Raw genomic sequence first — 24,956 nt, forward strand, 5'->3', positions numbered from 1 at the left:
GCTCCACCTCTTATAAGACATTTCCAACATTAGTATGACTTTCTTCTGGAATAAGTTTTACCTTTTCTCCATCAATGATAGTATTAACACCAGCAGTGATAACTTTGTCATTTTTATTTAGTCCTTCTAGAATTACTATATTTCCATCAGGATAGAGATTGCCTATTTTAACTTTTCTTGCTTTTGCTACACCATTATCATAAATATATACTTTACTTCCGTTATCTTCAAAAAGGGCAGATGCAGGAATAATAATAGGTGAGGATTCATCTCTTTTTATAGAAGCTATAACTTTTCCACTCATTCCCATTCTGATATCTTTTCCATCTAATAATTCAAAAGTAGCAGGATAAGTCAATTTTGAAAATTCAGGATTTTTTCCAATTTCTTTAAGTTTTAATTCATATTTTTTTTCACTGTCATTTGGAACAAAAATAAATGATACAGCATTTTTTAAAATATCAGTATCTTTAATAGCAACACTGATTGTTACTTCTGGATTTTCATCAGCTGAAAGAGAAACTACAGGTGTTCCAGCATTTACAACGCTTCCTGCATCAGCAAATTTTTTAGAAATATATCCAGAAAATGGAGCTCTAAGCTCAGTATCCTTTAATTTATTTTGAGCATTTTCTACTCCCTGCTGTGCTTCTTTTAAAAGAGAAACAGCAGCTTTTTTCTGAGCAGTTGCTGCATCAAAATTCTTTTTTGTCATAGCATCTGCTTTATAGAGTTTTTCAGCTCTGTCATATTGAAGAACTGCGTTATCAGCTGAAGCTTTTGTAGCTTCATATTTTTTCTTGTATACTTCCAGATTTATTTTATAATCTCTGCTGTCCATTTTAGCCAGTATCTCATCTTTTTTTATTATTTGCCCCTGAGTGAGATTCATACTTTCCAATGGCCCTGCAATTTTAAAAGATAGAATTGTTTCTTTACTTGGAGTAGTTATTCCAGAAAAAGAAAAATATTCAATGCTATCAGAATTTTTTATTTCTATGATTTTTACAGGACGAATTATTATTTCTTCTTCTTGCTGTTTTCCACATGAAGAAATTAACAAGATAGAAGCAGCAATCAAAATCATTGATTTTATTCTTCTATTTTTCATATATCTTTTCTCCTTTTGTAAATATAGATTTTCCCATAAGCATATTAAGAGAAGAAAGAGAAATTTGATACTTATATTCAGTTTTTTCTTTTATACTTAAAGCTTGTTCGTAATCAGCTAAAGCTTTTATATATTCCCAGTTATCAATAGCTCCCACTTCTTTTTCAGCTTTTTTCTGTTCAAATCTTCCTTTGTTTACAATATAATTTTTTGAAGCTATATCTCTTTCTTCTTTAGAACTTTCCAACACATTATATGCATTGACAGTTTCAAAAATAACCTTCATTATCTCCTGTTCTTTTCTAATAAAAGAAATTTCCTGATTTTTTCTAGCTTTCTTATATTCATTTACATTTTGAAAACCATTAAATATAGAAAAGAATCCTCCAAGAGTACCCATAAAGAAATCAGGGTCAGCTAGAGCTTCATTACTTGTATTTATATATCCTCCAGTTAAAACTATTTTTGGAAGAAAATTTGTAACTGCTATTTTTACAGCATCCTCATTCATATCCACAGCAGTATCTCTTATTTTTATAAAATCGCTGTTTTTTAAAGATTCATAAACAGCTTCTTCCATAGAAATATTATTTTCTGTGAAAGGAGATGGTTTTTGCAGCTGGATATCTAAAAATGGATAAAGATTAAGGGTATTCATCAAAGAAATTTTTGCACTTTGAAGATCACGTTTATTTTGCTTCAAAGCATGTTCTTTTATTTTGACCATTTGCTCTGTTCCCTCATACTCCCATTTTAGAATACTTTCAGTTTCCAGTGCAACTTTGGCATTTTTATTTAACTCCTGAGCAGAAGCCAGTTCTTTGGATAAATATTCTCTTTCAGATTCTAAAGCAAGAATATAGTAATACTCTCCAATCGTTTGGAGTTTAATCATTTTTTCTGTAAGCTCTCTAGTAAGAACAGAGATATTTTCTCCCTTTTGTCTGGCACTATATAAAAACCATGTAGATGGAACAAAAATAGGCATTTGTGCATTGACATTGAAAAGAGAAAAACTTTTATCAAGCAGCCTTCCCTCTAATGCTGCAGGAAATCCAGGCAGAGCAGGTATTCCAGTATCTAAAGCTTCACCCATAACTTTGTTGTTTAACATAGTATAACTGTATCCTAATGATATTTTTGGAAGAAAATTGCCAAATGCTATCCTTTTATCAAGTTTTGCTATTTCCTCTTCAATAATTTTTACTTTTAAGTCAAGGTTCCTATCTACACTTAATTTTAAAGCTGTTTCTAAAGTAAGGATGTTATTATATTGTTTTATATATTCCTTGCTTTCCTTTTCTTTTAATGAGAGATTATCAAGTAATTCAGCATTTTTATCAGAGGTATTAAGAGCAGAACAACCTGCTATTAAAATAGAGTAAACTGCTAAGATTAAATTTTTCAATTTTACCTCCTTTATGTTATTTAATTGTTTTTTATATTTTATTACAACAATAGGTTTTTTACCACTATTATTTTTTGTTTAAATATGCTTATAATAATATACTCCAAAGACTCTTTTATTTCCTCTTCTTTTTAGCAATAAACAAATAACCAGAAATAAAAAAAGACAAAGCAAAATACTTTGTCTTCTATAATTTTATTCATCATCATCTTTTGTTATTTCTCCTTCTTTAAAAGAAGCAGTACCTAAAAGTTTACCATTTTCATAAAACATACTCCAGTCACCATTAAGCTGTCCTTCTTTAAAATTTCCCACAGCATTAATGATTCCATTTTCATAATATCTTACATATTTACCATTTTTTACATGAAGTTTATATTCCTCTTTTATTTTTACTTCGCCATTTTCATAATAGTAGATAGCTTCTCCTTCAAGAAGTCCATTGGAAAAATTCTCACTAACTTCTATTTCGCCATTTTCAAAGTATGTTTCATATCTTCCATGAAGCAGATTATCTTTAAATGAAGCTAATTCCTTTATTGCACCATTAGGGTAATAAGTGATTTTGTTTCCATTAAGTTTACCATTTTTAAAGAATCCTCTTGTTTTAACAGAACCATCTTCATAATATTTTACCCATTCCCCATCCATTCTATCATTTTGAAATCCCATATATTCTTTCATTTGACCATTTTCATAATATTGAATAGAATCACCAGAAATATGTCCAGCTTCGAAATCTATCGACTCTTTTATCTGACCATTTTCATAAAATTTTATTTCAGTTCCTTCTTTAAGACCGTTTACATAAGGCTCAATTGTTTTAATTTCACCATCACGATATCTGTATATAAAATTTCCAGAGAAAGGATCATTTTCGCCTAAGACATAAGCTAGTCCATCCATTAATTGTTTCTGGTAAAATTCCACTTCCCTAGTTTTCATTTGAATCCTCCTGCCCAAAACTATATTTCATCAGTTTTATGTTTTTCAATTATTTCTTTTTCATCTTCCTCATCCAGCTTCTTTAAGAACCATTTTTTTACTTTTATTATTACAACTAATAAAATAAAGTAATGGATATATTTCAATTCTTCAAAAGTTTTTCCTAATACTTTATCACATATAAATATTAGAAGTATCCATAATGCCAGAACTGCTAGAAGCAATCCAACAAATTTACCCCAAATTTTCCAAAAGTTTTTTCTTTCTTCCATAAATACAATGCTCCTCAAAATATTCAATTTATATTTCATTATAACATAAAAATACTTTTAACACTACATTGTGAAAACAAAAAACTTATAAAATATCTATATTACAAGAGAAGTTCATATAATTTAAACCATTTCAGCCAAGATATATTGAGATCTAAATCTACAGTATCAATATACTCATATCCTAATTTTTCATATAAGGATATGGCAGGTGTATTTTGAATGGCAACATCTAAACGGATAGATTTCATTCCATTTTCTTTTCCAAATTTTTCTGCAAACTTCATAAGAGAAAATCCAGCATTATTTTTCATAAATTTTGGATGGACAGCAAAAGTTCGTATAACTATGATATTTTCATAATTATTTTCAGTTTTCCAGAGAGCTTTATTATAAGCTTTTTCAGGTTCATGGCTCAATATAAGAGTTCCTGCAATCTGTTCATTTATTTCTATTACATATAAATTTTCATTTTTTATTCCATCAGCAGCATTTTCTCTGACTGGATACAATCCTTTTCTCCAGCCAGGATAATTAATATTCTGTTCCAGATAGTCATTCAAAGAATCATATAGTTTTTCTAATTCATCTAAATCACCTGCAGTTCCTTTTCTAATAACATATTTATCCATCTTTTCCCCCTAAATATATATTTAATGATAATTTTACAGGAAAATGTATTTATCTGCAACTAAAAAGAAGTTTAGTGAAAAACATATACCTTAAAAAGTTTGATATAATTTATTATGTACTTAATTACTATTAGATTTATAAAAGTTTAAAACCTTAAATAAATTGTAAAATATAATAATTTTGAGCATTTGAGATAAGGGACAAAAAATTGCAAAAATAATGAAGAATAAAGTCCTTTTAAATGTAAAATTTTTAGAATAATATTATATTAAGATATACAGAAAGGAGACGATATGTTTATAGATAATAAAAAAATTGTATTATTAAATCATTTAAATGAGGATATAGAAAAAGTCTCTGAAATTCTTGGCATATCTGAAAGAACCATAAGATATCGTATAGAAGATTTGAATGAGTTTTTTATTGATGAAAAAATTGATTATAAAATAGTTATAGAAAGCAGAATAATAAAAGGGTTTGGAAATCTTGAAGAAGTGATAAAAGAACTTGAAGATAAAAATTATAATTTCTCAAAATCAGAAAGAATGGAAATAATATTTTTATTTTTATTAATTTCGAGTAATGGATGCAAAGCAGATGAAATATGCAATTTGGTTGATATAAGTAGAAGTACATTTAAAATTGATATGAGATTTGTAAGACAGGAATTTGAAAAAAAGAAATTGAAAGTAATCTCTAAGGCTAATAAAGGTCTTATAATTGTAGGACATGAAATTATTATTAGAAAGCTTTTATTAGAAAAACTAAAAAAAATTTTTGAAATAGAAAATAAAAAATTAAAATTTTTTGAAAAAATAAGCAGCTATGAAGTCAACATAATAAAAAATTATATAAGCTCAAAAAATATTCAAACAGTAACACAGTATCTGGAAAAATTAAAGATAGTTTTAAATAAAAAAATTTCAGATGAAGCCTATCAAATTCTTATGATTTATCTCCTTATAGTAATTAAAAGAGTGGAAAATAACTTAACATTAGAAAAAAATTTACAGAATCAAGAATTTATAAAATCAACTTATGATTTTGAAATTGTTAAAAGCAATATTTTTATCTTAGAAAATAATGAGAATATTAAAATGAATGAATTAGAAATTGTTAAAATAACTGAATTTCTCCTAGGAGCACATACCTATAATTTTAAATACTCATTTTATGAAAACTGGATTTATATTGAGAAAATGGCAGATGATCTTATTAAAAAGGTAAGTGAAAAAATAAATTTGAATATATTAAAAGACAATACTTTAAGAGATGGATTGATAAATCACCTTATACCTACAATATACAGATTAAAAAATGATATAGAGCTTGAAAATTCAATTCATAGAGAAATCATAGAACAATATCCAATTCTATATAATGAAGTTAAAACAGCATTAAAAAAAATAGAGGATTTTATAGGAAAAGAGTTTTCTGAAAATGAAACATCATTTTTTGTAGTTCATTTTGTACTTTCCATAAAAAGGATGGCTGAAAAATCAGAAGAAAAGAAAAAAATTTTGATAGTATGCGGATTGGGATATGGAACATCTAATCTTTTAAAACAGGAAATGGAAGAGCTTTTTGATATTGAAATAAAAGATTTGGTTCCTTTGAATAATTTAAAGAATATTGATACAAGTGAAATTGATTTTATAATCACAACAACAGATATAAAAAAATTAGAGGTAAATATACCAATAGTTAAGGTAAATTCAATTCTTACAAAAGAAAATATAACTGACTTATTAACAGTTGGAATAAAGAATCGAAAAAACAGAGTAAATATTCCAGAAATAATGGAAATAATTAAAAAATATTCTAGTATAGAGAACGAGGAAGAATTAGAAAAAATTCTGGCAGGTTATTTTGAAAATATTGAAAACAAGGAGATAGAAAAATTTATAGACCTTTCACTAAAAGATATTCTTCCTTTGAAAAATATCAAAATAACAAAAAATACTACAACATGGGAAGATGCCATATTTGAAGCAGGAAAAATACTTTATGACAATGGCTACATAAAAGAAAAATATATTTTTGAAATGATAGAAAAAATAAAAGAACTTGGTCTATATATGATGATAGGAGAAGCTATAATTCTACCTCATGCAGATATTGGAGAAAATGTTATTAAAACAGGAATTAGCTATCTGCAATTAATAGAACCAGTAAAGATTGGAGATGAAATGGAAATAAAGCATATTTTTGCTCTGGCAAGCTGTGATAAGAATGAACATATAAAAGGTCTGCTTGAACTAAAAAAGAATATTGATGAAAATAACCTGAAAGAAATTTTAGAAAAATGCAGTACATCAGAAGAAATTTTTAACATAATTGAAAATATTAGTAAATAATTTTAAGGAGGATGATTTTATGAAATTACAAACTGAGAGAGAGAAAATTGTAAAATATTTAAATCTTTTAATTGAAAAAGGGTTAACAAAAGGAACAGGAGGAAATATATCTATTTATAACGAAAAAGAAAAGTTAGTGGCAATATCTCCAAGCAGTGTTCCATATAATATTTTGAAGCCTGAAGATATTATGCTTGTAGACTTAGATGGAAAGGTAGCAGATGGAAATCCTCAATATGTACCTTCTTCTGAAACAGGAATGCATTTAAAGGTATATAAAGGAAGAGAGGATATTAAAGCTCTTATTCACACACATTCAATATATTGTACAACAATTTCATGTTTGAGAGAGCCCTTAAAAGCTGTTGACTATATGCTTGCAATAACAGGTACTCATGAAGTGAAATGTGCAGAATATGCAATGTTTGGAACTCCAGAATTAGCAGAAAATGCTTTTGAAGCTATGAGAGGAGCAAAGGCATGTTTGCTAGCAAACCATGGAGTTAATGTGGGAGCAATAGACATAGAAAATGCTTTTGCTATAACAGAATATGTAGAATTTTGTGCAGAACTTTATGTAAAAGCCAGAAGCATAGGCAATCCAGTAATACTTTCTAAAGAAGAGATAGATAGGCATATTGCTAAATTTGGTTCATACTGCAAACTATAAGTCTAATCTATAAAGGGAGAAATAATGTTTGAAAAAAAGTATATATTCAGATTAAATGAAAAACTTACAAGAGATGAGGCACTGGAAATTGTTGGAAATAAATTTTACCATGATGGAATTGTAACAGCAGGTTTTGTAAAAGCATTACAGCAGAGAGAAAAAGATTTTCCAACAGGAATGATTTTGGAAAAAGGGACTAATATAGCTATTTCACATACAGATGATAAATATGTAATAAAAGATAGAATAGCAATAATTATAGCTGATAATCCTGTTATTTTTAAAAGTATAGAAAATGGAAAAAATGATATAAAGTGTAATATATTTTTTATAATGGCATTAACTAAAGAAAATAAGAATGAAATATTATCAGCTATGGCTGATTTGTTTGAAAATTATGAAGATATTTTAAAGAGATTTTCTGTAATGACAGATGAAGACATATTGGATATTCTTCTATAAGGAGGTAAAATGGGAATATTTAGCAAGTTTTTAAAAAATGATAAAACAGAGAAAACGGAAGCAACAGAAGAAAAAACTGAAATAAAAATAAATGCAGGAAAGAAAAAATATAAAACAATAATTGCATGTGGAAGTGGAATTGCTACATCAACAATGGCTAGAAGCAAAATAGAAAAAGGATTTGAGGAGAGAGGGATTCTTTTAGATGTCACTCAATGCAAAATAGGAGAGCTTGAAGGGATGGCAAAAACTTTAAAACCTGACTTTGTAGTACATACAGTAGTTTTGCCAAAGGATCAGAAATTTGACTGCCCTGTCTTTTCAGGGGTACCATTTTTAACTGGAGTTGGAATGAAAAAAACTTTAGATGAAATTGTTGAAGCTATAAAAAAATAAATATAAAATGAGGAGGGACTTATGAATATAATACAAGCATTGCTTGATATGGGTGCAGTAGTTGTTTTGCCAATAATCATTTTTATTTTAGGATTAATATTTAGATTAAAGCCAAAAGAAGCTTTTAAATCTGGCTTGACTATTGGGATTGGGTTTATAGGAATAAACCTTGTTATAGGAATGATGGTTTCTAATCTAGGAACTGCAACACAAAAAATGTCTGAAAACTTTAATCTTAACCTAACTACAATGGATGTAGGGTGGCCTGTTGAAGCAGCTATGTCCTTTGCAACTCCTCTTGTTGTATGGATATTTATACTTGCAATAGGAATAAATTTTATCATGCTTGCTTTCAATTGGACAAATGTAATGAATGTAGACCTTTGGAATTTCTGGCATTTTATATTCACAGGTGCATTAGTATATTACAGTACAGGTTCTTTTGTCCTTGCAATGATAGCTTCTGCAATAACTATTGTAATAATTTTAAAACTAGCAGATTGGGCAGCTCCAATAATAAGTAAATACTTTGGTATGGAAGGGGTAACATTTGCCCATGTTGAAACAATCAACTGGCTCCCTGTTGGATATGCAATTAATAAATTAATAGATATGATACCAGTTATTAAAGATATCAAAATAGAATTAAAAGAAAAGGATAATACTGGGTCATTAATGTCTATATTTGGAGACCCTGCTATAATGGGATTGATATTAGGGGTTATAATCGGGTTTTTAGCAGGGTATGATTGGCAGGCAGTTCTTCTTTTAGGAATAAACCTTGCAGCTGTTTTGTTCTTAATGCCAAGAATGACTAAACTTTTAATGGAAGGATTAATTCCATTATCAGAGGCAGCTCAGGAGTTTATGAGTGGCAGATTTCCGGGAAGAAAAGTATATATAGGTCTTGATGGAGCAATAGCAATAGGAGATCCAACAATCATGTCAGTAGGTGTTATGATGGTTCCTATGTCGCTTCTTTTAGCAGTAGTGCTTCCAGGAAATACAATGCTTCCATTTGCAGATATAGGAATTATTCCAATTTTATTGACATGGGCAATAATTCCAGCAAAAGGTAATATATTCAGGGCATTTATTTCTTCTATGATTATAATGTCTTTGATACTTCTTATTGGTTCATCAATGGCTCCTCTTTTAACTAGAGTAGCAGGAGAAGTTGGCTTCAATATACCTAAAGGTGTAGGAAGTGTATCTTCAGTTGATGCAGGATCGCATATTATTTCATATATCATGTGGAAAGTATTTGGAATATTTAATTAAGATAAATATATTATAATTGAGAAAGTTGATTTGAATTTTTCAGGTCAGCTTTTTTAAATAGTAAATTTTTTAATTCTTTGATGTGTATATACAAAAATGTTTTTTATATGAAAAGAGGCTGTAGAAGTCAGTAAAATAAATTACTCATTCCAACAGCCTTTAATTTTTCTTGTTATAAATATGCAATCATAAGTCTTACAGTTTCAATAACTCCATCAATATGAGTTCTTTCATAATGATGAGAAGCATCGACACTTGGACCAATACATCCACATTTGAAATCAAATCCTTGAAGGACAGCAGCACTTGCATCAGAGCCATATCTATTATATACATCAACTGTATAGTTAATACCTGCTTCTTCAGCAGCTTTCATCAATCCTTTTCTAACTTCAATATCATAAGGAGTTTTATTATCTTTAGCTGCAATACTTACTTTTTTTCATCTCCAAGAGCATCAGCTCCAACTAATCCAATATCTAGAGCTATGAATTCATCAAGATCATCTGGAATTATAGATACACCATGACCTATTTCCTCATAGTTAGAAAAATAGATATAAAGATCAGATTTTGGTTTTAGATTATAATCATTAAGAAATTTGATATATCCTAATATTTGAGCTACACATAATTTATCATCAAGATATCTAGATTTGATATATCCATTTTCAGTGATTCGAGTACGAGTTTCATAAGAAACAAAATCTCCTACCCTAATTCCTAATTTTTCTGTATCTTCTGCTGTATGGACATCTTCATCCAGTCTAACTTCCATAGTTTCAGCAGTTCTAGGCATTTCTCTAGCTACATCTCCATAAATGTGTACAGAACATTTTGTAGGGAGTAAAGTCCCTTCATATTCTCTTCCATCTAGTGTGTGGATAGTAAGGTTTTCACCTTCTACTCCAGCCCAAGGACATCCTCCTACATTAATCAATTCCAGTCTTCCATTAGACTTTATTTTTTTTACTACTGCACCTAGAGTATCAAGGTGGGCAGAGATCATTTTTTTGTAGTTTCTGTTTTCTCCTTCAATGAAAGCAATAATAGCCCTTTTTTTAGTCATTTTGAAAGGAACATTAAGAGTATTAAGTTCTTCTCCTACTCTGTTCATAACAGCATCTGTGAATCCAACAGGACTTGGAATACCAAGAAGTTCCACTGTTGTATCTAAGATGTAATCTAAATCAATATTCATTTGAAATCACTCCTTAAATGTATTGTTAAAATTTTATTATTTTACTTCTACTACGTCTAGGTTATATAAATTATGCATTGTAGTTGGATCATATTTAAATCCTTTTATTCTTTTATTGATTCCGATATTTTCATTTTTATATAGAAGAACGATTAATGGAGATTCTTCTTGTAATATCATTTGAGCATTTTTGTAATGAGCTTTTCTTACTTCAGGGTCAGAAGTTGCACGGGCAATTTCTACTTCTTTGTCAAATTCTTTGTTAGTATAGAAAGCTCTGTTTCCAGCTCCACCATGTGAACTACTGTGAAGAAGGGGATAAAGAACGATATCAGCATCAGAAGTTCCAGATACCCATCCACCTATGAAAGCAGTATGTTCACCTTGAGCAGTTCTTTGCAGATAAGCTCCCCATTCAAGAGTTTCTATTTCCATATCTATTCCAACTTCTTTGAAGTTAGCCTGAACTATTTGAGCAAGCTGTAATCTTATAGCATTATCATTTACATATAGCTTGAAGTTTGGATTAGTAACACCAGATTTTTTTATAAGCTCTTTAGCTTTTTCAGGATTATATTCAAATCCAGGAACTTCACTTGAATACCCAAAAACATTTGGGTTAACTATAGTAGTAGCTGGTTTAGCTTTTCCCATAAATACTGAATCAGCCATACTTTGTTTATCAAGTGCATAGTTAAGAGCAACTCTAAAGTCTTTGTTATTGAAAGGAGCTTTAGTAGTATTTAAAGTCATATATTCAGTTGAAGTAGTTGGAGCAGAGATAAGCTCAAGATTTTTATTTTTTTCAATAACACCAGTGTCTACAGGAGCTACTGAATAAGCAATATCTATTTCTCCAGTTTCTAAAGCTGCAAGTCTGCTGCTATTTTCAGTGATAGCTCTTATTATAAGCTTATCTATTTTAGGTCTTCCTTCAAAATAATCATCAAAAGCTACAAATTCAATTTTTTCTCCATCTCCCCAGCTTACAAATTTGTAAGGTCCAGTTCCCATAGGTTCAGTAGCAATCATATCATTCTTAGCTTTTGTATCTTTTTCATTTAGTATAGCTGTCAATGGATGAGCCAGACTAAATAGTAAAGGTGCAGAACTATTTTTTAGTGTAAGTTTAATAGTTGAGTCATCAAGGATATCTATTTTATCAATAATTTCAATCATGATTCTACTGGCAGGTTTTTCAAGCATTCTGTTAAGGCTGAAAACAACGTCATTCACAGTCATTGTATCTCCATTATGGAATTTTACATTTTTCTTGATTTTGATAATAAGTTCAGTAGGAGAAGCATACTCATAAGATTCAGCAAGCTCAGGGACTACATTTCCGTTATCATCAATTCTTAAAAGAGTATTGAAAATTTGCTCTGTTACAGCAAGAGCTGGGATTTCATTATACATATTAGGATCTAGACTTTTAGGCTTTGAACCTTGTGAAACTACTACCACTTTTTCTTTTGGGGCATCTGTTTTCTTTTCTCCATCTTTAGATGAACATCCAAAAATAAAGAGAGCTAAACTTAAAATTGTAATTATTTTTTTCTTCATTTTTTTCCTCCTCCGTATTTATATATAGGTGTTACAACGTGAATTTGTTAGTATATATTACTCCTTTAACCAGCTTTTTAAAAATATATAGAATATATGCTTAGAAGTAAAAAATTATCTTCTTAAAATTTTAAATAATATAGTAATGGAGTATACTTAAAAACAAAACATTTTAAATTTAAACACGTGTTCAATGTTTTTATCTGAGGGAAACTATATGTAATACTTTATAAAAAATATTAATAAATAAAAAAGATGATCAGAAAGCTAAAACTTAGCTCTCCAACCATCTCTGAATTATTATTTTAAATTGTTTTTCATATTATCAAGAGATTTTTCATGATGATTTGACTTCATACTAGGAAAAGCTTTCAACATACGTTTTTGATCCCAGTCTAGTTTTTTTACCAAATCCTCTTTTTCTTTATTCAATTCCTGTATTTTTTTATCAGTAGCCAAAAAGTCAGTAGTTAATTTACTTCCAATATCATTTGAAAAGTCATGTATATCTACAGCTATTTTATCAATTCTATCCAATCTTGAATTTAATTTTAAGACTGTTCTTACAGAAGCTGCTAAATCTATAGCCATCATTATTATCATTATACCTAATAAAATTTTACCAATAAAATGTGGTATCCATTTTACAAAATCATTAACTATTGGATGGATAATATCCACAACCATGATACATGCTATTCCCCACATAAGAGAAAATTTAAGACATATATATCCACCAATATTAAAGGGGACATTTGAATAATCCCACCATCTATAATGAAATATTTTTTCCAGAGCAAATCCAGTTGTCAATTCTAATATAGAAGTAAGAATAACAGAAGCTACATAGAGTACCAACATATTTTTTCTTAAAGGGAAAACAAATAGAAGAATAATTACAACTCCCACACCATATATAGGACAGTAAGGGCCATTTAAAAATCCCCTATTAATAAACCTCCCTGTATTCAAAGCTGCATAGCATACTTCCAGACACCATCCTAAAAAAGAGTAGATAAAAAAATAGTAAAGATATTTATACATACTTATTTCCTCCTCAATAAAATCTTATATAAGAGTTCTACTGATAAAGTAATGTTTTTCTTTTTAAAAATAAAGAAAAACTCAAGAAATAAAATTTTCTTGAGTTTCTTTTAAGTTTATTTAATTTTTTTTAATATTTTTGCAAGTTGATCAGGACAAGAAGTTCCTTTACCTTTACAATCTATTCCATCTAATCTTTTGATAACCTCATCTTTAGTCATTCCTAAAATAAGATTTTGAAGTCCATGAGTATTTCCATCACATCCTCCTACAAATTCTATTTCAGTGATGATTCCATCTCCATCTACAGTAACACCTATCTGTCTTGCACAAGTTTTCTCAGTTGAATAATAATGCATTTTCCCTCCTTAAATCTTTCTACGAATTAATTTACATAACATTATACAAAATAAATGAAAAATTGTAAATAGTCCTCTTATAACTATTGTATATATAAATTATATAATTTATTTTTTCTGGAATAAAAAAATAATTTGGGATACAATGGTAAATATTTAAAGAAAGATTTAAGAAAATATAAAAAAAATAAAAGGAAATCTCTATCTTTTGTACTAATATTAATTAAAGTAATTTATTGGAGGTTAAAAAATATGTTTAAAAAATTTTTACTAGTTCTTGCAACTTTTTCAATAGTAGGATGCAGTTTGAGTGAAGTTGATATTTCTAAAAAACAGAAAAGAAGCGGAATAGTATATATAGTAAACGAAGAAAAGCCTTATTCTGGAGTTATTACAGGAAAATATGAAAATGGGCAATTAAAAATTAAAGAAACTTTCAAAGATGGAAAATATAATGGAGAACAATTTACATACTATGAAAATGGACAGATACAATCAAAGGCTACTTTCGAAAACGGTGTAGCTGTTGGAACTTTTTATGAATATTATAAAAATGGTGCAGTTGCCTATACAGGAAACTTTCTTAATGGAAAAAGAGAAGGGGACTGGAACAGATATACAAGTGAAAAGGAACTTATCCTTACTGAAATATACAAAGATGGAGAGCTTGTAGATGTTAAACAATATTTAGTAGATACAGATAAATTGAAAGATAAAATAAAAGATTTTTTTAACTAAAAATATATGATTTAAGGAGGAATTTAAATGGAAATTTTAAGAAAAATATCAGATAAAAGCGGTGAATTTTATATTGAGAAAGATGGAAAAAGAGTTGCAGAAATGACTTTTGTTTTTGCTGGAAAAGATATACTGATAGCAGATCACACTTGGGTGGACGACAGCCAAAAAGGGTTAGGTCTTGGAAAAGAAATGTTTGACCAGCTTGTAAGTTATGCCAGAGAACATTCAATCAAAATACTTGCTACTTGTCCATATGTTCTTCACGAATTAAAAAAACATAGAGAAGAATTACTAGACGTTATTAAATAGAAATAATTAATATAGAAGTGTAAGCAAACAGAAATATTTAAATAAAGATAAATAGATAAAATTATTCTGGTATAAACATTAAAAAAATTAGTTTTTTATAAAATTTTTATGTACAAATAAAAATAAAAATGATACTGTTTTTTTGGTATTTTATTTTATTAAGAAATTAAAATTCAATAAATTTTAAAAAATAAAAAATATTTTAAAAATTTTACTTGATTTTTTTTTAATTTAGGTTTATACTCGACATAACAATAAATTTTATTAAAGAGGAGGAAGAATATGTTCATACTTAGCATAATATCATTCGTCATATACATGATACTACTCATACACATAGTGAGTAAAATTTTATATGCAAATGATTTTGTTAAGGTTAACAAACAATATTCTGAATCTTTAAACTATATTTATATAAAACAATAAAGTGGTTTGATTGATTAAATTATTTCTTTGATGTATCTTTTATCAAAGGACAGAATAGATACTTTGCAGCCTAACAAGGCTGCTTTTTTTTAATCAATTAATTTGTACGTCTACAACAAACAAAATAACTATTTTATTAGTCGGTGTACACAATTTAGTTTATAATTAAAATAAAAATAAAGAAATTAAGGGGGAAACAATTATGAAAAAATTTACCACAGTTTTATTAGGACTTTCGTTGTTATTAACATCATGCGGAGGAAACAGTGAAAAACCAGCAGCCACTGCTGAAAAAAAAGAACCTGAAGTTATCAAAATAGGTGGACTAGCACCACTTACAGGTGGACTTGCCATTTATGGTATTACTGCATCAAATGCAAGTAAACTGGCTTTTGAAGAAATCAATGCCAATGGAGGAATTCTAGGAAAAAAAGTAGAATTTATTGTTTATGATGAAAAAGGAGATTCTACTGAAGCAGTTACTGCATATAATAGATTAGTTGATGATGGAGTTGTAGCTCTTATTGGAGATATTACATCTAAGCCAACTTTAGCAGTTGCAGAAATTGCTGCCCAAGATAATATGCCTATGATTACACCTACTGGAACTCAATATAATATCACTGAAGCAGGACCAAATGTATTCCGTGTATGCTTTACTGACCCATATCAAGGAGTTGTTTTAGCAAACTTTGCACAACAAAAACTTAATGCAAAAACTGCTGCTATTCTAGTAAATAACTCAAGTGATTATTCTGATGGAATTGCTAAATCATTTGCTGAAGAAGCTGAAAAACTTGGAATTACCATTGTAGGTAAAGAAGGATATGCAGATGGGGATAAAGATTTTAAAGCTCAATTAACAAAAATCGCTCCAACTAACCCTGATGTTTTAGTTGTACCAGAATATTATGAACAAGCAGCTTTGATTGCAACTCAAGCAAGAGAAGTTGGAATCAAATCTACTTTCATTGGACCAGATGGATGGGATGGAATTGCTAAAGCACTAGATAAATCAGCTTATGGTGCTATTGAAAACAGTTATTTCACAAATCACTATTCAACACAGGACACTTCTGAAAAAGTACAAAACTTTATTAAATCTTATAAAGCTAAATACAATGAGGATCCATCTGCTTTCTCTGCTTTAGGATATGACGCTGCTTATATTGTAAAAGCATCTATTGAAAAAGCTGGTTCTACAGATAAAAAAGCTGTTGTTGAAGCAATGAAAAATATAAATTATGATGGTGTAACTGGACAACTTACTTTTGATGCAAAAAATAACCCAGTAAAAGCTGTAACTATTATCAAAGTTGTAGATGGAAACTATACATTTGATTCAGTTATTCAGCCTAAATAGTTAAAGACATGAACCATCTCTCCCTGAGGGATGGTTCTCTTTAAAAAATAATACATGAAAGGAGATTATAAATGGAATTTTTACTTCAGATAATAAATGGATTACAAATAGGAAGTATATATGCCTTGGTATCCTTAGGATATACAATGGTTTACGGAATAGCACAGCTCATAAACTTTGCTCATGGAGATATCATTATGGTAGGAGCATATGTTTCATTATTTAGTATTCCAGTCTTTACAAGAATAGGGTTGCCCGTATGGCTTACTGTATTTCCAGCTATAATTATATGTGTAATTTTAGGTACTTTGACAGAGAGGATAGCGTATAGACCTCTTAGAAATTCACCAAGAATTTCTAACCTGATTACAGCCATAGGAGTAAGCTTATTATTAGAAAATACTTTTATGAAACTTTTTACTCCAAATACTAGAGCATTTCCAAAAGTATTTACAAATGCTCCAATAGTTATAGGAAGAATGCATTTAAATTTTGGAACTGTAGTAACTATTATTCTTACAATAGCTTTATCAGTAGGACTTCAGTATTTTATGAAAAAAACTAAATATGGAAAAGCAATGATGGCTACAAGTGAAGATTATGGAGCAGCTAAATTAGTAGGAATCAATGTTGATAATACAATTCAATTAACATTTGCAATTGGAAGCGGATTGGCAGCAGTAGCATCTGTTCTGTATGTTTCAGCTTATCCCCAAGTTCAGCCTCTTATGGGGTCTATGCTTGGAATAAAAGCTTTTATTGCAGCTGTTTTAGGAGGAATAGGAATTCTTCCAGGAGCAGTTATTGGAGGATTTATTTTGGGAATTGTAGAAAGTCTGACAAGAGCTTATCTTTCTTCTCAACTGGCAGATGCTTTCGTATTTGCTATCCTTATAGTAGTACTTTTAGTCAAACCTACAGGGATACTAGGTAAAAATATGAGAGAAAAGGTATAGGTGATATAGATGTCAAAAACAAAGATGATTAGTTATATTTCAACGTTTATTTTATTAGCAGTTCTTTATTTTATACTTACAGGTATGATTGGAGCTGGATTTATTTCAAGATATCAGACAAATATTCTTACACTTATCTGTATAAATATAATTCTTGCTGTAAGCCTTAATGTTACAGTGGGATGTCTGGGGCAGATAACTATTGGACATGCTGGATTTATGTCTGTTGGTGCATATGCTGCTGCTTTATTTGCTAAAAGCGGAATTGTTGAAGGAATTCCTGGATACATTCTGGCTCTTATTATCGGAGGAATAGTTGCTGGAATTATTGGTATTATCATTGGTATTCCAGCTCTTAGATTAAATGGAGATTATCTTGCCATTATTACTCTGGCATTTGGAGAAATCATAAGAGTACTTATTGAATATTTCAGTTTTACTGGAGGGGCACAAGGGCTTCGTGGAATTCCTCGTTTCAATAAATTTGGTGTTATTTATATAATTATGGCTGTATCTGTTATGATGATGTTTTCAGTTATGACCAGCAGACATGGACGAGCTGTTTTATCTATTCGTGAAGACGAAATAGCAAGTGGTGCTTCTGGTATCAATACTACATATTATAAAACATTTGCATTCACTATTTCAGCTGTATTTGCAGGAGTGGCTGGAGGAGTTTATGCACATTATCTTGGTATATTAGGTGCAAGACAGTTTGATTATAACTATTCAATCAACATATTGGTAATGGTTGTGCTTGGAGGAATGGGAAGCTTTACAGGTTCTATACTTTCAGCAATAGCCTTAACTATTCTTCCAGAGGTTCTTCGTGGATTCTCTGATTATCGTATGATAGTTTATTCTCTGCTCCTTATTATGACAATGATATTCCGTCCAACTGGATTATTAGGACGTAAAGAATTCCAGATAACTAAAGTGATTGAAAGATTTATGAAGAAAAAAGGTGATACAAATGAGTAATCCTATTTTAAATGCAAAAGATATATCTATCACTTTTGGTGCTCTTAAAGCTGTTACAGATTTTAATCTTGAAATAAAAGAAAATGAACTTGTAGGACTTATTGGACCAAACGGTGCGGGAAAAACAACAGTTTTTAATATTCTTACTGGAGTATATTCCCCAACATCTGGTGAGTATAAATTTAATGGAGAAGTCATCAATAAGATGCCAACATTTAAATTGGTAAAAAAAGGATTAGCAAGAACATTTCAGAATATCAGGCTTTTTAAGTATCTTTCTGTACTTCAAAATGTACTTGTAGCAAATAATTTTAATATGAAATATGGAATACTAGCTGGAATGTTTCGTACTCCTAAATACTGGAGAGAAGAAAAAGAAGCTGAAAAAAAGGCTATGGACCTTTTAAAAATATTTGGATTAGAAGAATATGCACATACAGCAGCAGGAAATCTGCCATATGGAAAACAGAGAAAACTAGAAATAGCACGTGCAATGGCTACAAATCCAAAAGTGCTTCTTTTAGATGAACCAGCAGCAGGAATGAATCCTACAGAAACTGAAGAATTAATGAATACTATCCGTTTAATTAGAGATAAATTCAACATAGCAATTCTTTTGATAGAACATGATATGAAACTGGTATTGGGAATTTGTGAAAGACTTGTTGTACTGGATCATGGAAATATAATTGCTTCTGGGGACCCTAAGAAAGTAGTAAATGACCCAGCAGTTGTTACAGCATATCTTGGACAGGATGATGAAGATGAAATTGGAGGAGAGGAGGAATAATCTCATGGAAAACATGCTTGAAATAAAAGATTTACATGTATATTATGACAATATCCATGCTTTAAAAGGAATTTCTCTAAATGTAAAACAAGGAGAAATAGTTTCTCTAATTGGAGCCAATGGTGCAGGAAAAACGACCACTTTACAGACAATTTCTGGACTTATCCAATCTAAACAAGGAAACATAATATTTGAAGGAAAAGATATTACTAAAGAAAAATCACATAAAATATGTGAAATTGGAATAGCTCAAGTTCCTGAAGGAAGAAGAATATTTTCAAGGCTATTGGTAAAAGATAATTTAAAATTAGGAGCTTTTACTATAAAAGATAGTCCAGAGAATCTTGAAAAAGACCGTGCCAGATTTTATGAAGTTTTCCCAAGAATGTCTGAAAGAAAAAATCAAATGGCTGGAACACTTTCTGGTGGGGAGCAGCAAATGCTTGCCATGGGGAGAGCTATTATGAGCAGACCTAAGCTTTTAATACTTGATGAACCTTCAATGGGGCTTTCACCATTATTTGTAAAAGAAATATTTGCAGTAATTAAAAAACTAAATGAGGCAGGAACTACTATCTTATTGGTGGAGCAAAATGCAAAAATGGCACTGTCTATATCTCATCGTGCATATGTTATTGAAACTGGCAACATAACACTTGAAGGAAATGCTAAAGAACTTATGAATAACCCAGAAATTAAAAAAGCATATTTAGGTGCTTAGAAGACAAAAGGAGCAAAGATTGAAATGGAATTGAGAGATGAATATGAAAAACAACAGAAATATCGTAAATGGATGGAAATATTGGAATTACTTCCTATAGAAAATAATCAGATTATTGCTGACTTAGGATGTGGAACTGGTGGATTTACTGAAATAGTTTCAGAAAAAGTAAAGCATGTAATAGCTGTTGATAGGAATAAAAATCTCCTCAATAACCTAAAAGAAAAGAATATAAAAAATATAAATGTAGTAGAGAATGATATTTCAAATATCGGCTATATTACAGATGAATTAGATGGAATATTTTCAAGTTTTACAATAGCTTATTTCCCTAAAGATATGAAGAAAGTTATTGAAAACTGGGTAGAAAAGTTAAAGGTTGGAGGATGGATAGCCTTAATAGAAATTGATGATCTTTTAAGAGGGCATCAGCCTTTATCAGAAGAAAATTTTGGAAAACTTGCAAGATATGAAGAACATATAAAAGAAAATGGAATATATGATTTTCAGGCAGGAAGAAAAATTAAAAATATTCTTAAAAGATTAAATATGGAAATAATTACAGAAAAAGATCTTGAAGATACTGAATTGACATCTTCAGGAGTTATGAGTAATGAAGTTTTTGAAATGTGGAAAAATCGTCTGGATAGGTTAGATATAAATAAATATTATCCTGAAAAAATTTCACAAGAAATAAAACAGGAGCTTTTGACACTTTTTAAAAATCCTGAGCATCAAAATAATACAAAAGTAAAATTTATTGCAGCAAAAAAGATTTAATTATAAAAATAAGATATCTACTTTTAGAAATTTTTCAGCATTGCATATCAGTAATTAGGGCAGTCAAAATTTTAACTGCCCTAATTATTTAAAATCTCACTATTTTAATTTGGAAATTAGTTGCTATATACTAGAAGAAATATGTCTTATATCATTAAATCAGCTCAATAAACTGAAACTGCTAAAAATATTTATATGTCTTTTTCTATAAAATGTTCATCATAAAGATTCCAACATAAATATAACTAACTTTTTTATTACTTCATTGTTATAGAAATTTATCCAATTCTTCATCACTAGTTTTAAAAAGTTTTTTCACTGTACTTTTAGCTTTAGCTTTTACTTCATCATCAATATATGGAGCTACTTTAGCAATGGCCAGTCCCAGTGCTATTAAGTCATCAGTATACCCAACTAATGGAGTAATATCTGGTAGTATATCCAGAGGTAGAATAAAATATCCTAGAGCACCTATTATTATTGATTTCTCTTTTGGAGGAATCCCTTTCTTTTTCATAGTAAAATAAAGTATCAATAAGTAGTAAACACCTTTCAGTCCTACTTTTTTTACAACACTTCCCAGTTTATTAAGAAAAGTTTTTTCATCATATTTATCCTGATATTTTTCATCTTCAAGATTAATATCTTCTTCATTGATATTTTTCTCTGACATCTTCCCTCCTGCTGTAAATTAATTTTCGTATGTTCCTTTTATAATAACCTTTTTATTTTTTACAAATTGCTTTCCAAGTGCAAAAACATCATTGATATCTAGGTTTTCATCTAGCAGTATCATATCAGCGTCACTGTCTTCAGCCAGTATTCCTTTATTAGGATAAAGTTTCAGAGCTTTGGCAGGATTTACTGTAAGAAATTGTAGAGCATCTTCAAGAGAGAATCCATGTTTTTTAACAAGCTCTACTATCTGCTCATGGTCAGTATCTATAGGAGAAGCTCCTATTCTGATAAGATTTCCTGCTGCATCATAATCTGAAAAACTTCCATATCCATCAGAACTGAATGTAATACGATCTAAAGGCACACCAGCTTTCTGAGCAGCAACTACTCCTTTAGCTGCTGTCATATAGTCTTCCTCTGTAAATGAAGAAGTAATATCAATATATCCACCTCTTTTTGCAAAATCTAAAGCTGCTTCAAATACTTCGGCCTTTCTATTGACATGTGTAGGAATAAAATGTTTGATTGGTATTTCAGAATTTCTAATTACATTCAATACTTGAGAAAGAATTCTATTTCCATCTCCCATATGAAGCACTACTATTCCAGCTTTATTGGCAAACATTCCCCCTGTTCTCACTTGTGATCCTAAATCCTCTAAAATATCTTCATTGATAAAAGAGGCTCTATGATCTGAAATAGCAAGTTTTACTCCAATTATTTCTTCGATAAAAGTAACATCTCTCTTTACTGTTCCAGTAATAGTAGGAGAAGGAAATTCATAAGCTCCAGTTGTGATATAGCAAGATATTCCCTCCTCTTTCAAGCTTTTAGCTTTAGCAAGAAGATTTTCAACATTTCTTGTAGTACTGTCAGTACCAAGTACACCAACTACTGTAGTAACTCCAGCTTCAACTATTTTAGATAATGGTGCTTCAGGAACTCTAGTTTTAAAACTTCCTTCCCCACCTCCACCAGTAATGTGAATATGCTGATCTATATACCCTGGAATAGCCTTTTTTCCACTTCCATCTATAATCTCACAATCAAATCCATCAATATTTATATCATTTCCTATTTTTACTATTTTATTGTTACAGAACAGGATATCCTTTGCTCCAAGATATTTAGGAGAATATACTTCAACATTTTTTATTAATCTAAACATAAAACACCTCTTCTTAATATGTATTTAACTTCAATATTATTATAACCTATGAACTGCAAATATCATAGCCTAAATTATTTAACTTTAATAGATATTTTTACCATATAGTTTTCATATCCTTCTATAGAAAGTTCATCTAATAAAACATCTTCATAGAAATTTCCAATAGTTTTCAGATTATTTTCTTTTATAAAGGCAAATATTTTATTATATACTTCATCTAATGAATAGTATCCCTTAGAATGATAAGCAACAATATATTTCCCCTTTTCTTTTAAAAGAAAGGGTATATTATTATTCTGTAATAATGGAAGCTGCTCAATAGTGATTTTAGTATAAAAAGATGAATACTTGTAATAGATTCCCTTAGAAATATTTTCATAGTCTTGCATACCACTTATAGGATGGGGGCTGTATATATTTTTTTCTTCACAAAATCTAATATGTTTTGCCAGATAAACAGCCATATCTTTTTCATTATTTATTTCAGCTTTTATAGGTATAAGATATTCATCAGGGTATTCTTCAATTTTTATTTTGTCTGTGTCTATATCTAAAGTTGATCTGACTATTTCAGCCTTTTTATGAAAGAATTTTTTTATCTCTTTTAAATAAATTATTTTTTCATCTATTATTTTTTCTCTTTCTTCCATAAGAGCAATAAAATTTTTAGGACTCCTATTTTTCATATATTCTTTTATATCTTTTAAGGACATACCTAATTCTTTTAAAGTTAATATGACTTCAAAGACTTCTATCTGTTCAACAGCATAAAATCTGTAATCATTTTCTTTTCTTATAATTGGAGAAAATACCCCCACCTCATCATAATAAAAAAGTGTATGTTTAGTTACATTTACAAGTTTTGCAAATTCACCTGTAGTAAAATATAAATTAGATTTATTTATCATAATTTTTCATTCTCCTCTTGACTATCGGGTTACACTATACCTTATCATATCTGATGTAAGCAATAAATTCAATAGTTTTATAGATTATGGAGGAAAAAATGAGTTACACAATAGCAAAAAAATTTAATTTATTATCACTGCTTAAATTTACAGTTCCAGCAATAATTATGATGCTGTTTATGTCATTGTACACAATAGTTGATGGAATATTTATCTCAAGACTTATTGGAACAACTGCACTTTCTGGATTAAATATAGTCTACCCTTTTATAAGTTTCATACATGCAGTAGCTATTATGTTTGCAGCTGGAGGAAGTGCTATTATAGCTAAAAAAATGGGAGAGGGAAGGGATGAAGAAGCAAGAAATACTTTTTCTCTCATAGTATATACTGGAATATTTATTGGAATCTGTATATCAGTCTTTGGTAATGTATTTATAAATGAAATTATAAGATTCTTAGGAGCTTCCCCTGCATTAGAAAAATATTCCTATGATTATTTAAAAATAATCATGTTCTTTGCTCCTTTTTTCATATTACAGATACTTTTTCAAACTTTTTTTATAACAGCTGGTAAACCAGAATTAGGACTAAGAATGACTATTGTTTCTGGTATTACTAATGCTGTATTAGATTATCTATTTATGAAAACCTTTGCAATGGGAATGGTAGGAGCAGCATTGGCAACAGTATCAGGATATTTGATAATTTCAATATTTGGAATAGTATATTTTTTAAAAAAGAGAAATAGTTTATACTTTGTTAAGGTAAAAATAGATTGGGGAACAATAATAGAAAGCTGTATAAATGGCTCTTCAGAAATGGTTACAGATATTTCCAGTGGAGTAGTTACTTTTCTTTTTAATATAGTAATGATGAAATATATGGGAGAAAAGGGAGTAGCAGCTATAACTATTATACTTTACTCACAATTTGTTTTTATAGCAGTATATTTGGGATTTTCCATGGGTACAGCTCCAATTATAAGCTATAATTATGGAAATCAAAATAAGAAGCAGTTAAAAAGAATATTCAATATATGCTCAAAACTTATTATAGGATCATCAGTGGGAGTATTTCTTCTTTCATTGATATTTGCAAAATATATTGTTGGATTTTTTGCTCCTGAAGGAACAGAAGTTTATGATATTGCAATAAAAGGCTTTTCATTATTTGCAATAACATATATTTTTGCTGGGTACAATATATTTTCTTCTTCACTGTTCACAGCATTATCTAATGGAAAGATATCAGCAGTAATTTCTTTTATGAGGACATTAGTTTTTATAGTTTTAGGAATATTCTTTCTTCCAATGATATTTCAAGTGAATGGAATATGGCTGGCAGTTCCTTTTGCAGAGATATTATCTATTCTTGTATCTTTGTTTTTTATAAGAAGAGAGAAAAATAATTACGGATATATGCAGTAAG

The 24,956-nt window shown here is 29.4% G+C and carries 25 protein-coding genes and 1 pseudogene; 14 read left to right on the top strand and 12 right to left on the bottom strand.

The window, feature by feature from the left end; translation table 11 throughout:
* Positions 1 to 10: 10 nt before the first annotated feature.
* The 5 genes from E0E45_RS05785 to E0E45_RS05805 all read right to left on the bottom strand — a co-directional run bounded on the left by E0E45_RS05785 (position 11) and on the right by E0E45_RS05805 (position 4,368).
* Positions 11 to 1,111, bottom strand: a complete 1,101-nt coding sequence (locus tag E0E45_RS05785; RefSeq protein WP_130890298.1) for an efflux RND transporter periplasmic adaptor subunit — start codon at positions 1,109 to 1,111, stop codon at positions 11 to 13.
* Complete coding sequence (locus E0E45_RS05790; RefSeq protein WP_130890299.1) at positions 1,101 to 2,519, bottom strand: TolC family protein; 1,419 nt, start codon at positions 2,517 to 2,519, stop codon at positions 1,101 to 1,103. The genes E0E45_RS05785 and E0E45_RS05790 overlap by 11 nt, the downstream gene beginning before the upstream one ends.
* A gap of 195 nt (positions 2,520 to 2,714) precedes the next feature.
* Positions 2,715 to 3,464 carry a toxin-antitoxin system YwqK family antitoxin gene (locus tag E0E45_RS05795; RefSeq protein ID WP_096402779.1) on the bottom strand — a complete coding sequence of 250 codons (750 nt, stop codon included), beginning with the start codon at positions 3,462 to 3,464 and terminating at the stop codon, positions 2,715 to 2,717.
* Positions 3,465 to 3,484: 20 nt separating this feature from the next.
* Positions 3,485 to 3,736 carry a hypothetical protein gene (locus tag E0E45_RS05800; RefSeq protein WP_096402780.1) on the bottom strand — a complete coding sequence of 84 codons (252 nt, stop codon included), beginning with the start codon at positions 3,734 to 3,736 and terminating at the stop codon, positions 3,485 to 3,487.
* 101 nt (positions 3,737 to 3,837) lie between these two features.
* Positions 3,838 to 4,368 (bottom strand): GNAT family N-acetyltransferase, encoded by a 531-nt coding sequence (locus E0E45_RS05805; RefSeq protein ID WP_130890300.1) that lies wholly within the window; start codon positions 4,366 to 4,368, stop codon positions 3,838 to 3,840.
* A gap of 294 nt (positions 4,369 to 4,662) precedes the next feature.
* Here E0E45_RS05805 and E0E45_RS05810 point away from each other — a divergent pair, with 294 nt between their 5' ends.
* From E0E45_RS05810 to E0E45_RS05830, 5 genes are read left to right on the top strand one after another with little or no spacing between them, the layout of a single operon-like run.
* Complete coding sequence (locus tag E0E45_RS05810; protein ID WP_130890301.1) at positions 4,663 to 6,726, top strand: BglG family transcription antiterminator; 2,064 nt, start codon at positions 4,663 to 4,665, stop codon at positions 6,724 to 6,726.
* Positions 6,727 to 6,745: 19 nt separating this feature from the next.
* Positions 6,746 to 7,396, top strand: a complete 651-nt coding sequence (locus E0E45_RS05815) for an L-fuculose-phosphate aldolase (protein ID WP_096402783.1) — start codon at positions 6,746 to 6,748, stop codon at positions 7,394 to 7,396.
* A 24-nt stretch (positions 7,397 to 7,420) separates the two neighbouring features.
* A complete protein-coding gene (locus E0E45_RS05820; RefSeq protein WP_130890302.1) occupies positions 7,421 to 7,858 on the top strand; it encodes a PTS sugar transporter subunit IIA in 438 nt (145 codons plus the stop codon).
* 9 nt (positions 7,859 to 7,867) lie between these two features.
* Positions 7,868 to 8,254 (top strand): PTS sugar transporter subunit IIB, encoded by a 387-nt coding sequence (locus tag E0E45_RS05825; RefSeq protein ID WP_130890303.1) that lies wholly within the window; start codon positions 7,868 to 7,870, stop codon positions 8,252 to 8,254.
* Positions 8,255 to 8,275: 21 nt separating this feature from the next.
* Positions 8,276 to 9,535: a PTS galactitol transporter subunit IIC gene (locus tag E0E45_RS05830; RefSeq protein WP_130890304.1), complete on the top strand. Its 1,260-nt coding sequence runs from the start codon at positions 8,276 to 8,278 to the stop codon at positions 9,533 to 9,535.
* A 172-nt stretch (positions 9,536 to 9,707) separates the two neighbouring features.
* Here E0E45_RS05830 and E0E45_RS05835 read toward each other — a convergent pair.
* From E0E45_RS05835 to E0E45_RS05850, 4 genes and pseudogenes are all read right to left on the bottom strand, one after another.
* Positions 9,708 to 10,735, bottom strand: a pseudogene (locus E0E45_RS05835) (M42 family metallopeptidase).
* A gap of 36 nt (positions 10,736 to 10,771) precedes the next feature.
* Complete coding sequence (locus E0E45_RS05840) at positions 10,772 to 12,298, bottom strand: ABC transporter substrate-binding protein (RefSeq protein WP_130890305.1); 1,527 nt, start codon at positions 12,296 to 12,298, stop codon at positions 10,772 to 10,774.
* Positions 12,299 to 12,598: 300 nt separating this feature from the next.
* Positions 12,599 to 13,342: a putative ABC transporter permease gene (locus E0E45_RS05845; protein ID WP_130890306.1), complete on the bottom strand. Its 744-nt coding sequence runs from the start codon at positions 13,340 to 13,342 to the stop codon at positions 12,599 to 12,601.
* 116 nt (positions 13,343 to 13,458) lie between these two features.
* Positions 13,459 to 13,701: a TIGR03905 family TSCPD domain-containing protein gene (locus tag E0E45_RS05850; protein ID WP_096402790.1), complete on the bottom strand. Its 243-nt coding sequence runs from the start codon at positions 13,699 to 13,701 to the stop codon at positions 13,459 to 13,461.
* Positions 13,702 to 13,953: 252 nt separating this feature from the next.
* On the opposite strand from E0E45_RS05850, the gene E0E45_RS05855 reads away from it, so the two are divergent.
* The 8 genes from E0E45_RS05855 (at position 13,954) to E0E45_RS05890 (ending at position 20,768) form a co-directional block, all read left to right on the top strand.
* On the top strand, positions 13,954 to 14,439 hold the full coding sequence (locus E0E45_RS05855) for a toxin-antitoxin system YwqK family antitoxin (protein WP_130890307.1): 486 nt from the start codon (positions 13,954 to 13,956) through the stop codon (positions 14,437 to 14,439).
* A 27-nt stretch (positions 14,440 to 14,466) separates the two neighbouring features.
* Positions 14,467 to 14,751 (top strand): GNAT family N-acetyltransferase, encoded by a 285-nt coding sequence (locus E0E45_RS05860; RefSeq protein ID WP_130890308.1) that lies wholly within the window; start codon positions 14,467 to 14,469, stop codon positions 14,749 to 14,751.
* A gap of 628 nt (positions 14,752 to 15,379) precedes the next feature.
* Positions 15,380 to 16,540, top strand: a complete 1,161-nt coding sequence (locus tag E0E45_RS05865; protein WP_130890309.1) for an ABC transporter substrate-binding protein — start codon at positions 15,380 to 15,382, stop codon at positions 16,538 to 16,540.
* Between the two features lie 71 nt (positions 16,541 to 16,611).
* Complete coding sequence (locus E0E45_RS05870; RefSeq protein WP_130890310.1) at positions 16,612 to 17,496, top strand: branched-chain amino acid ABC transporter permease; 885 nt, start codon at positions 16,612 to 16,614, stop codon at positions 17,494 to 17,496.
* 9 nt (positions 17,497 to 17,505) lie between these two features.
* A complete protein-coding gene (locus tag E0E45_RS05875) occupies positions 17,506 to 18,477 on the top strand; it encodes a branched-chain amino acid ABC transporter permease (RefSeq protein WP_096402795.1) in 972 nt (323 codons plus the stop codon).
* Complete coding sequence (locus tag E0E45_RS05880) at positions 18,470 to 19,267, top strand: ABC transporter ATP-binding protein (RefSeq protein WP_096402796.1); 798 nt, start codon at positions 18,470 to 18,472, stop codon at positions 19,265 to 19,267. The genes E0E45_RS05875 and E0E45_RS05880 overlap by 8 nt, the downstream gene beginning before the upstream one ends.
* Positions 19,268 to 19,271: 4 nt before the next feature.
* Positions 19,272 to 19,988, top strand: a complete 717-nt coding sequence (locus E0E45_RS05885; RefSeq protein WP_096402797.1) for an ABC transporter ATP-binding protein — start codon at positions 19,272 to 19,274, stop codon at positions 19,986 to 19,988.
* Positions 19,989 to 20,012: 24 nt separating this feature from the next.
* Positions 20,013 to 20,768: a class I SAM-dependent methyltransferase gene (locus tag E0E45_RS05890; RefSeq protein WP_130890311.1), complete on the top strand. Its 756-nt coding sequence runs from the start codon at positions 20,013 to 20,015 to the stop codon at positions 20,766 to 20,768.
* Positions 20,769 to 21,036: 268 nt separating this feature from the next.
* On the opposite strand, the gene E0E45_RS05895 is transcribed toward E0E45_RS05890, so the two are convergent.
* The 3 genes from E0E45_RS05895 to E0E45_RS05905 form a co-directional block, all read right to left on the bottom strand.
* Entirely contained in the window at positions 21,037 to 21,441 is a 405-nt protein-coding gene (locus E0E45_RS05895; protein WP_130890312.1) for a YkvA family protein, read from the bottom strand.
* An 18-nt stretch (positions 21,442 to 21,459) separates the two neighbouring features.
* A complete protein-coding gene (iadA, locus tag E0E45_RS05900) occupies positions 21,460 to 22,614 on the bottom strand; it encodes a beta-aspartyl-peptidase (protein WP_130890313.1) in 1,155 nt (384 codons plus the stop codon).
* 74 nt (positions 22,615 to 22,688) lie between these two features.
* Positions 22,689 to 23,525, bottom strand: a complete 837-nt coding sequence (locus E0E45_RS05905) for a MerR family transcriptional regulator (protein WP_130890314.1) — start codon at positions 23,523 to 23,525, stop codon at positions 22,689 to 22,691.
* Positions 23,526 to 23,623: 98 nt separating this feature from the next.
* Here E0E45_RS05905 and E0E45_RS05910 point away from each other — a divergent pair, with 98 nt between their 5' ends.
* Positions 23,624 to 24,955 (top strand): MATE family efflux transporter, encoded by a 1,332-nt coding sequence (locus E0E45_RS05910; RefSeq protein WP_130890315.1) that lies wholly within the window; start codon positions 23,624 to 23,626, stop codon positions 24,953 to 24,955.
* Position 24,956 lies beyond the last annotated feature (1 nt).

It is taken from the genome of Fusobacterium ulcerans ATCC 49185, assembly GCF_900683735.1.
GTDB classification, from domain to species: domain Bacteria; phylum Fusobacteriota; class Fusobacteriia; order Fusobacteriales; family Fusobacteriaceae; genus Fusobacterium_A; species Fusobacterium_A ulcerans_A.

Bases quoted from the DNA above. Each gene is read 5' to 3' on its own strand.
- E0E45_RS05825 (WP_130890303.1), top strand. From the start codon at position 7,868: ATGGGAATATTTAGCAAGTTTTTAAAAAATGATAAAACAGAGAAAACG.
- E0E45_RS05820 (WP_130890302.1), top strand. From the start codon at position 7,421: ATGTTTGAAAAAAAGTATATATTCAGATTAAATGAAAAACTTACAAGA.
- E0E45_RS05890 (WP_130890311.1), top strand. From the start codon at position 20,013: ATGGAATTGAGAGATGAATATGAAAAACAACAGAAATATCGTAAATGG.
- E0E45_RS05855 (WP_130890307.1), top strand. From the start codon at position 13,954: ATGTTTAAAAAATTTTTACTAGTTCTTGCAACTTTTTCAATAGTAGGA.
- E0E45_RS05905 (WP_130890314.1), bottom strand. From the start codon at position 23,525: ATGATAAATAAATCTAATTTATATTTTACTACAGGTGAATTTGCAAAA.
- E0E45_RS05875 (WP_096402795.1), top strand. From the start codon at position 17,506: ATGTCAAAAACAAAGATGATTAGTTATATTTCAACGTTTATTTTATTA.
- E0E45_RS05815 (WP_096402783.1), top strand. From the start codon at position 6,746: ATGAAATTACAAACTGAGAGAGAGAAAATTGTAAAATATTTAAATCTT.
- E0E45_RS05785 (WP_130890298.1), bottom strand. From the start codon at position 1,111: ATGAAAAATAGAAGAATAAAATCAATGATTTTGATTGCTGCTTCTATC.
- iadA (WP_130890313.1), bottom strand. From the start codon at position 22,614: ATGTTTAGATTAATAAAAAATGTTGAAGTATATTCTCCTAAATATCTT.
- E0E45_RS05805 (WP_130890300.1), bottom strand. From the start codon at position 4,368: ATGGATAAATATGTTATTAGAAAAGGAACTGCAGGTGATTTAGATGAA.
- E0E45_RS05840 (WP_130890305.1), bottom strand. From the start codon at position 12,298: ATGAAGAAAAAAATAATTACAATTTTAAGTTTAGCTCTCTTTATTTTT.
- E0E45_RS05860 (WP_130890308.1), top strand. From the start codon at position 14,467: ATGGAAATTTTAAGAAAAATATCAGATAAAAGCGGTGAATTTTATATT.
- E0E45_RS05845 (WP_130890306.1), bottom strand. From the start codon at position 13,342: ATGTATAAATATCTTTACTATTTTTTTATCTACTCTTTTTTAGGATGG.
- E0E45_RS05810 (WP_130890301.1), top strand. From the start codon at position 4,663: ATGTTTATAGATAATAAAAAAATTGTATTATTAAATCATTTAAATGAG.
- E0E45_RS05870 (WP_130890310.1), top strand. From the start codon at position 16,612: ATGGAATTTTTACTTCAGATAATAAATGGATTACAAATAGGAAGTATA.
- E0E45_RS05850 (WP_096402790.1), bottom strand. From the start codon at position 13,701: ATGCATTATTATTCAACTGAGAAAACTTGTGCAAGACAGATAGGTGTT.
- E0E45_RS05895 (WP_130890312.1), bottom strand. From the start codon at position 21,441: ATGTCAGAGAAAAATATCAATGAAGAAGATATTAATCTTGAAGATGAA.
- E0E45_RS05795 (WP_096402779.1), bottom strand. From the start codon at position 3,464: ATGAAAACTAGGGAAGTGGAATTTTACCAGAAACAATTAATGGATGGA.
- E0E45_RS05865 (WP_130890309.1), top strand. From the start codon at position 15,380: ATGAAAAAATTTACCACAGTTTTATTAGGACTTTCGTTGTTATTAACA.
- E0E45_RS05880 (WP_096402796.1), top strand. From the start codon at position 18,470: ATGAGTAATCCTATTTTAAATGCAAAAGATATATCTATCACTTTTGGT.
- E0E45_RS05830 (WP_130890304.1), top strand. From the start codon at position 8,276: ATGAATATAATACAAGCATTGCTTGATATGGGTGCAGTAGTTGTTTTG.
- E0E45_RS05800 (WP_096402780.1), bottom strand. From the start codon at position 3,736: ATGGAAGAAAGAAAAAACTTTTGGAAAATTTGGGGTAAATTTGTTGGA.
- E0E45_RS05910 (WP_130890315.1), top strand. From the start codon at position 23,624: ATGAGTTACACAATAGCAAAAAAATTTAATTTATTATCACTGCTTAAA.
- E0E45_RS05885 (WP_096402797.1), top strand. From the start codon at position 19,272: ATGGAAAACATGCTTGAAATAAAAGATTTACATGTATATTATGACAAT.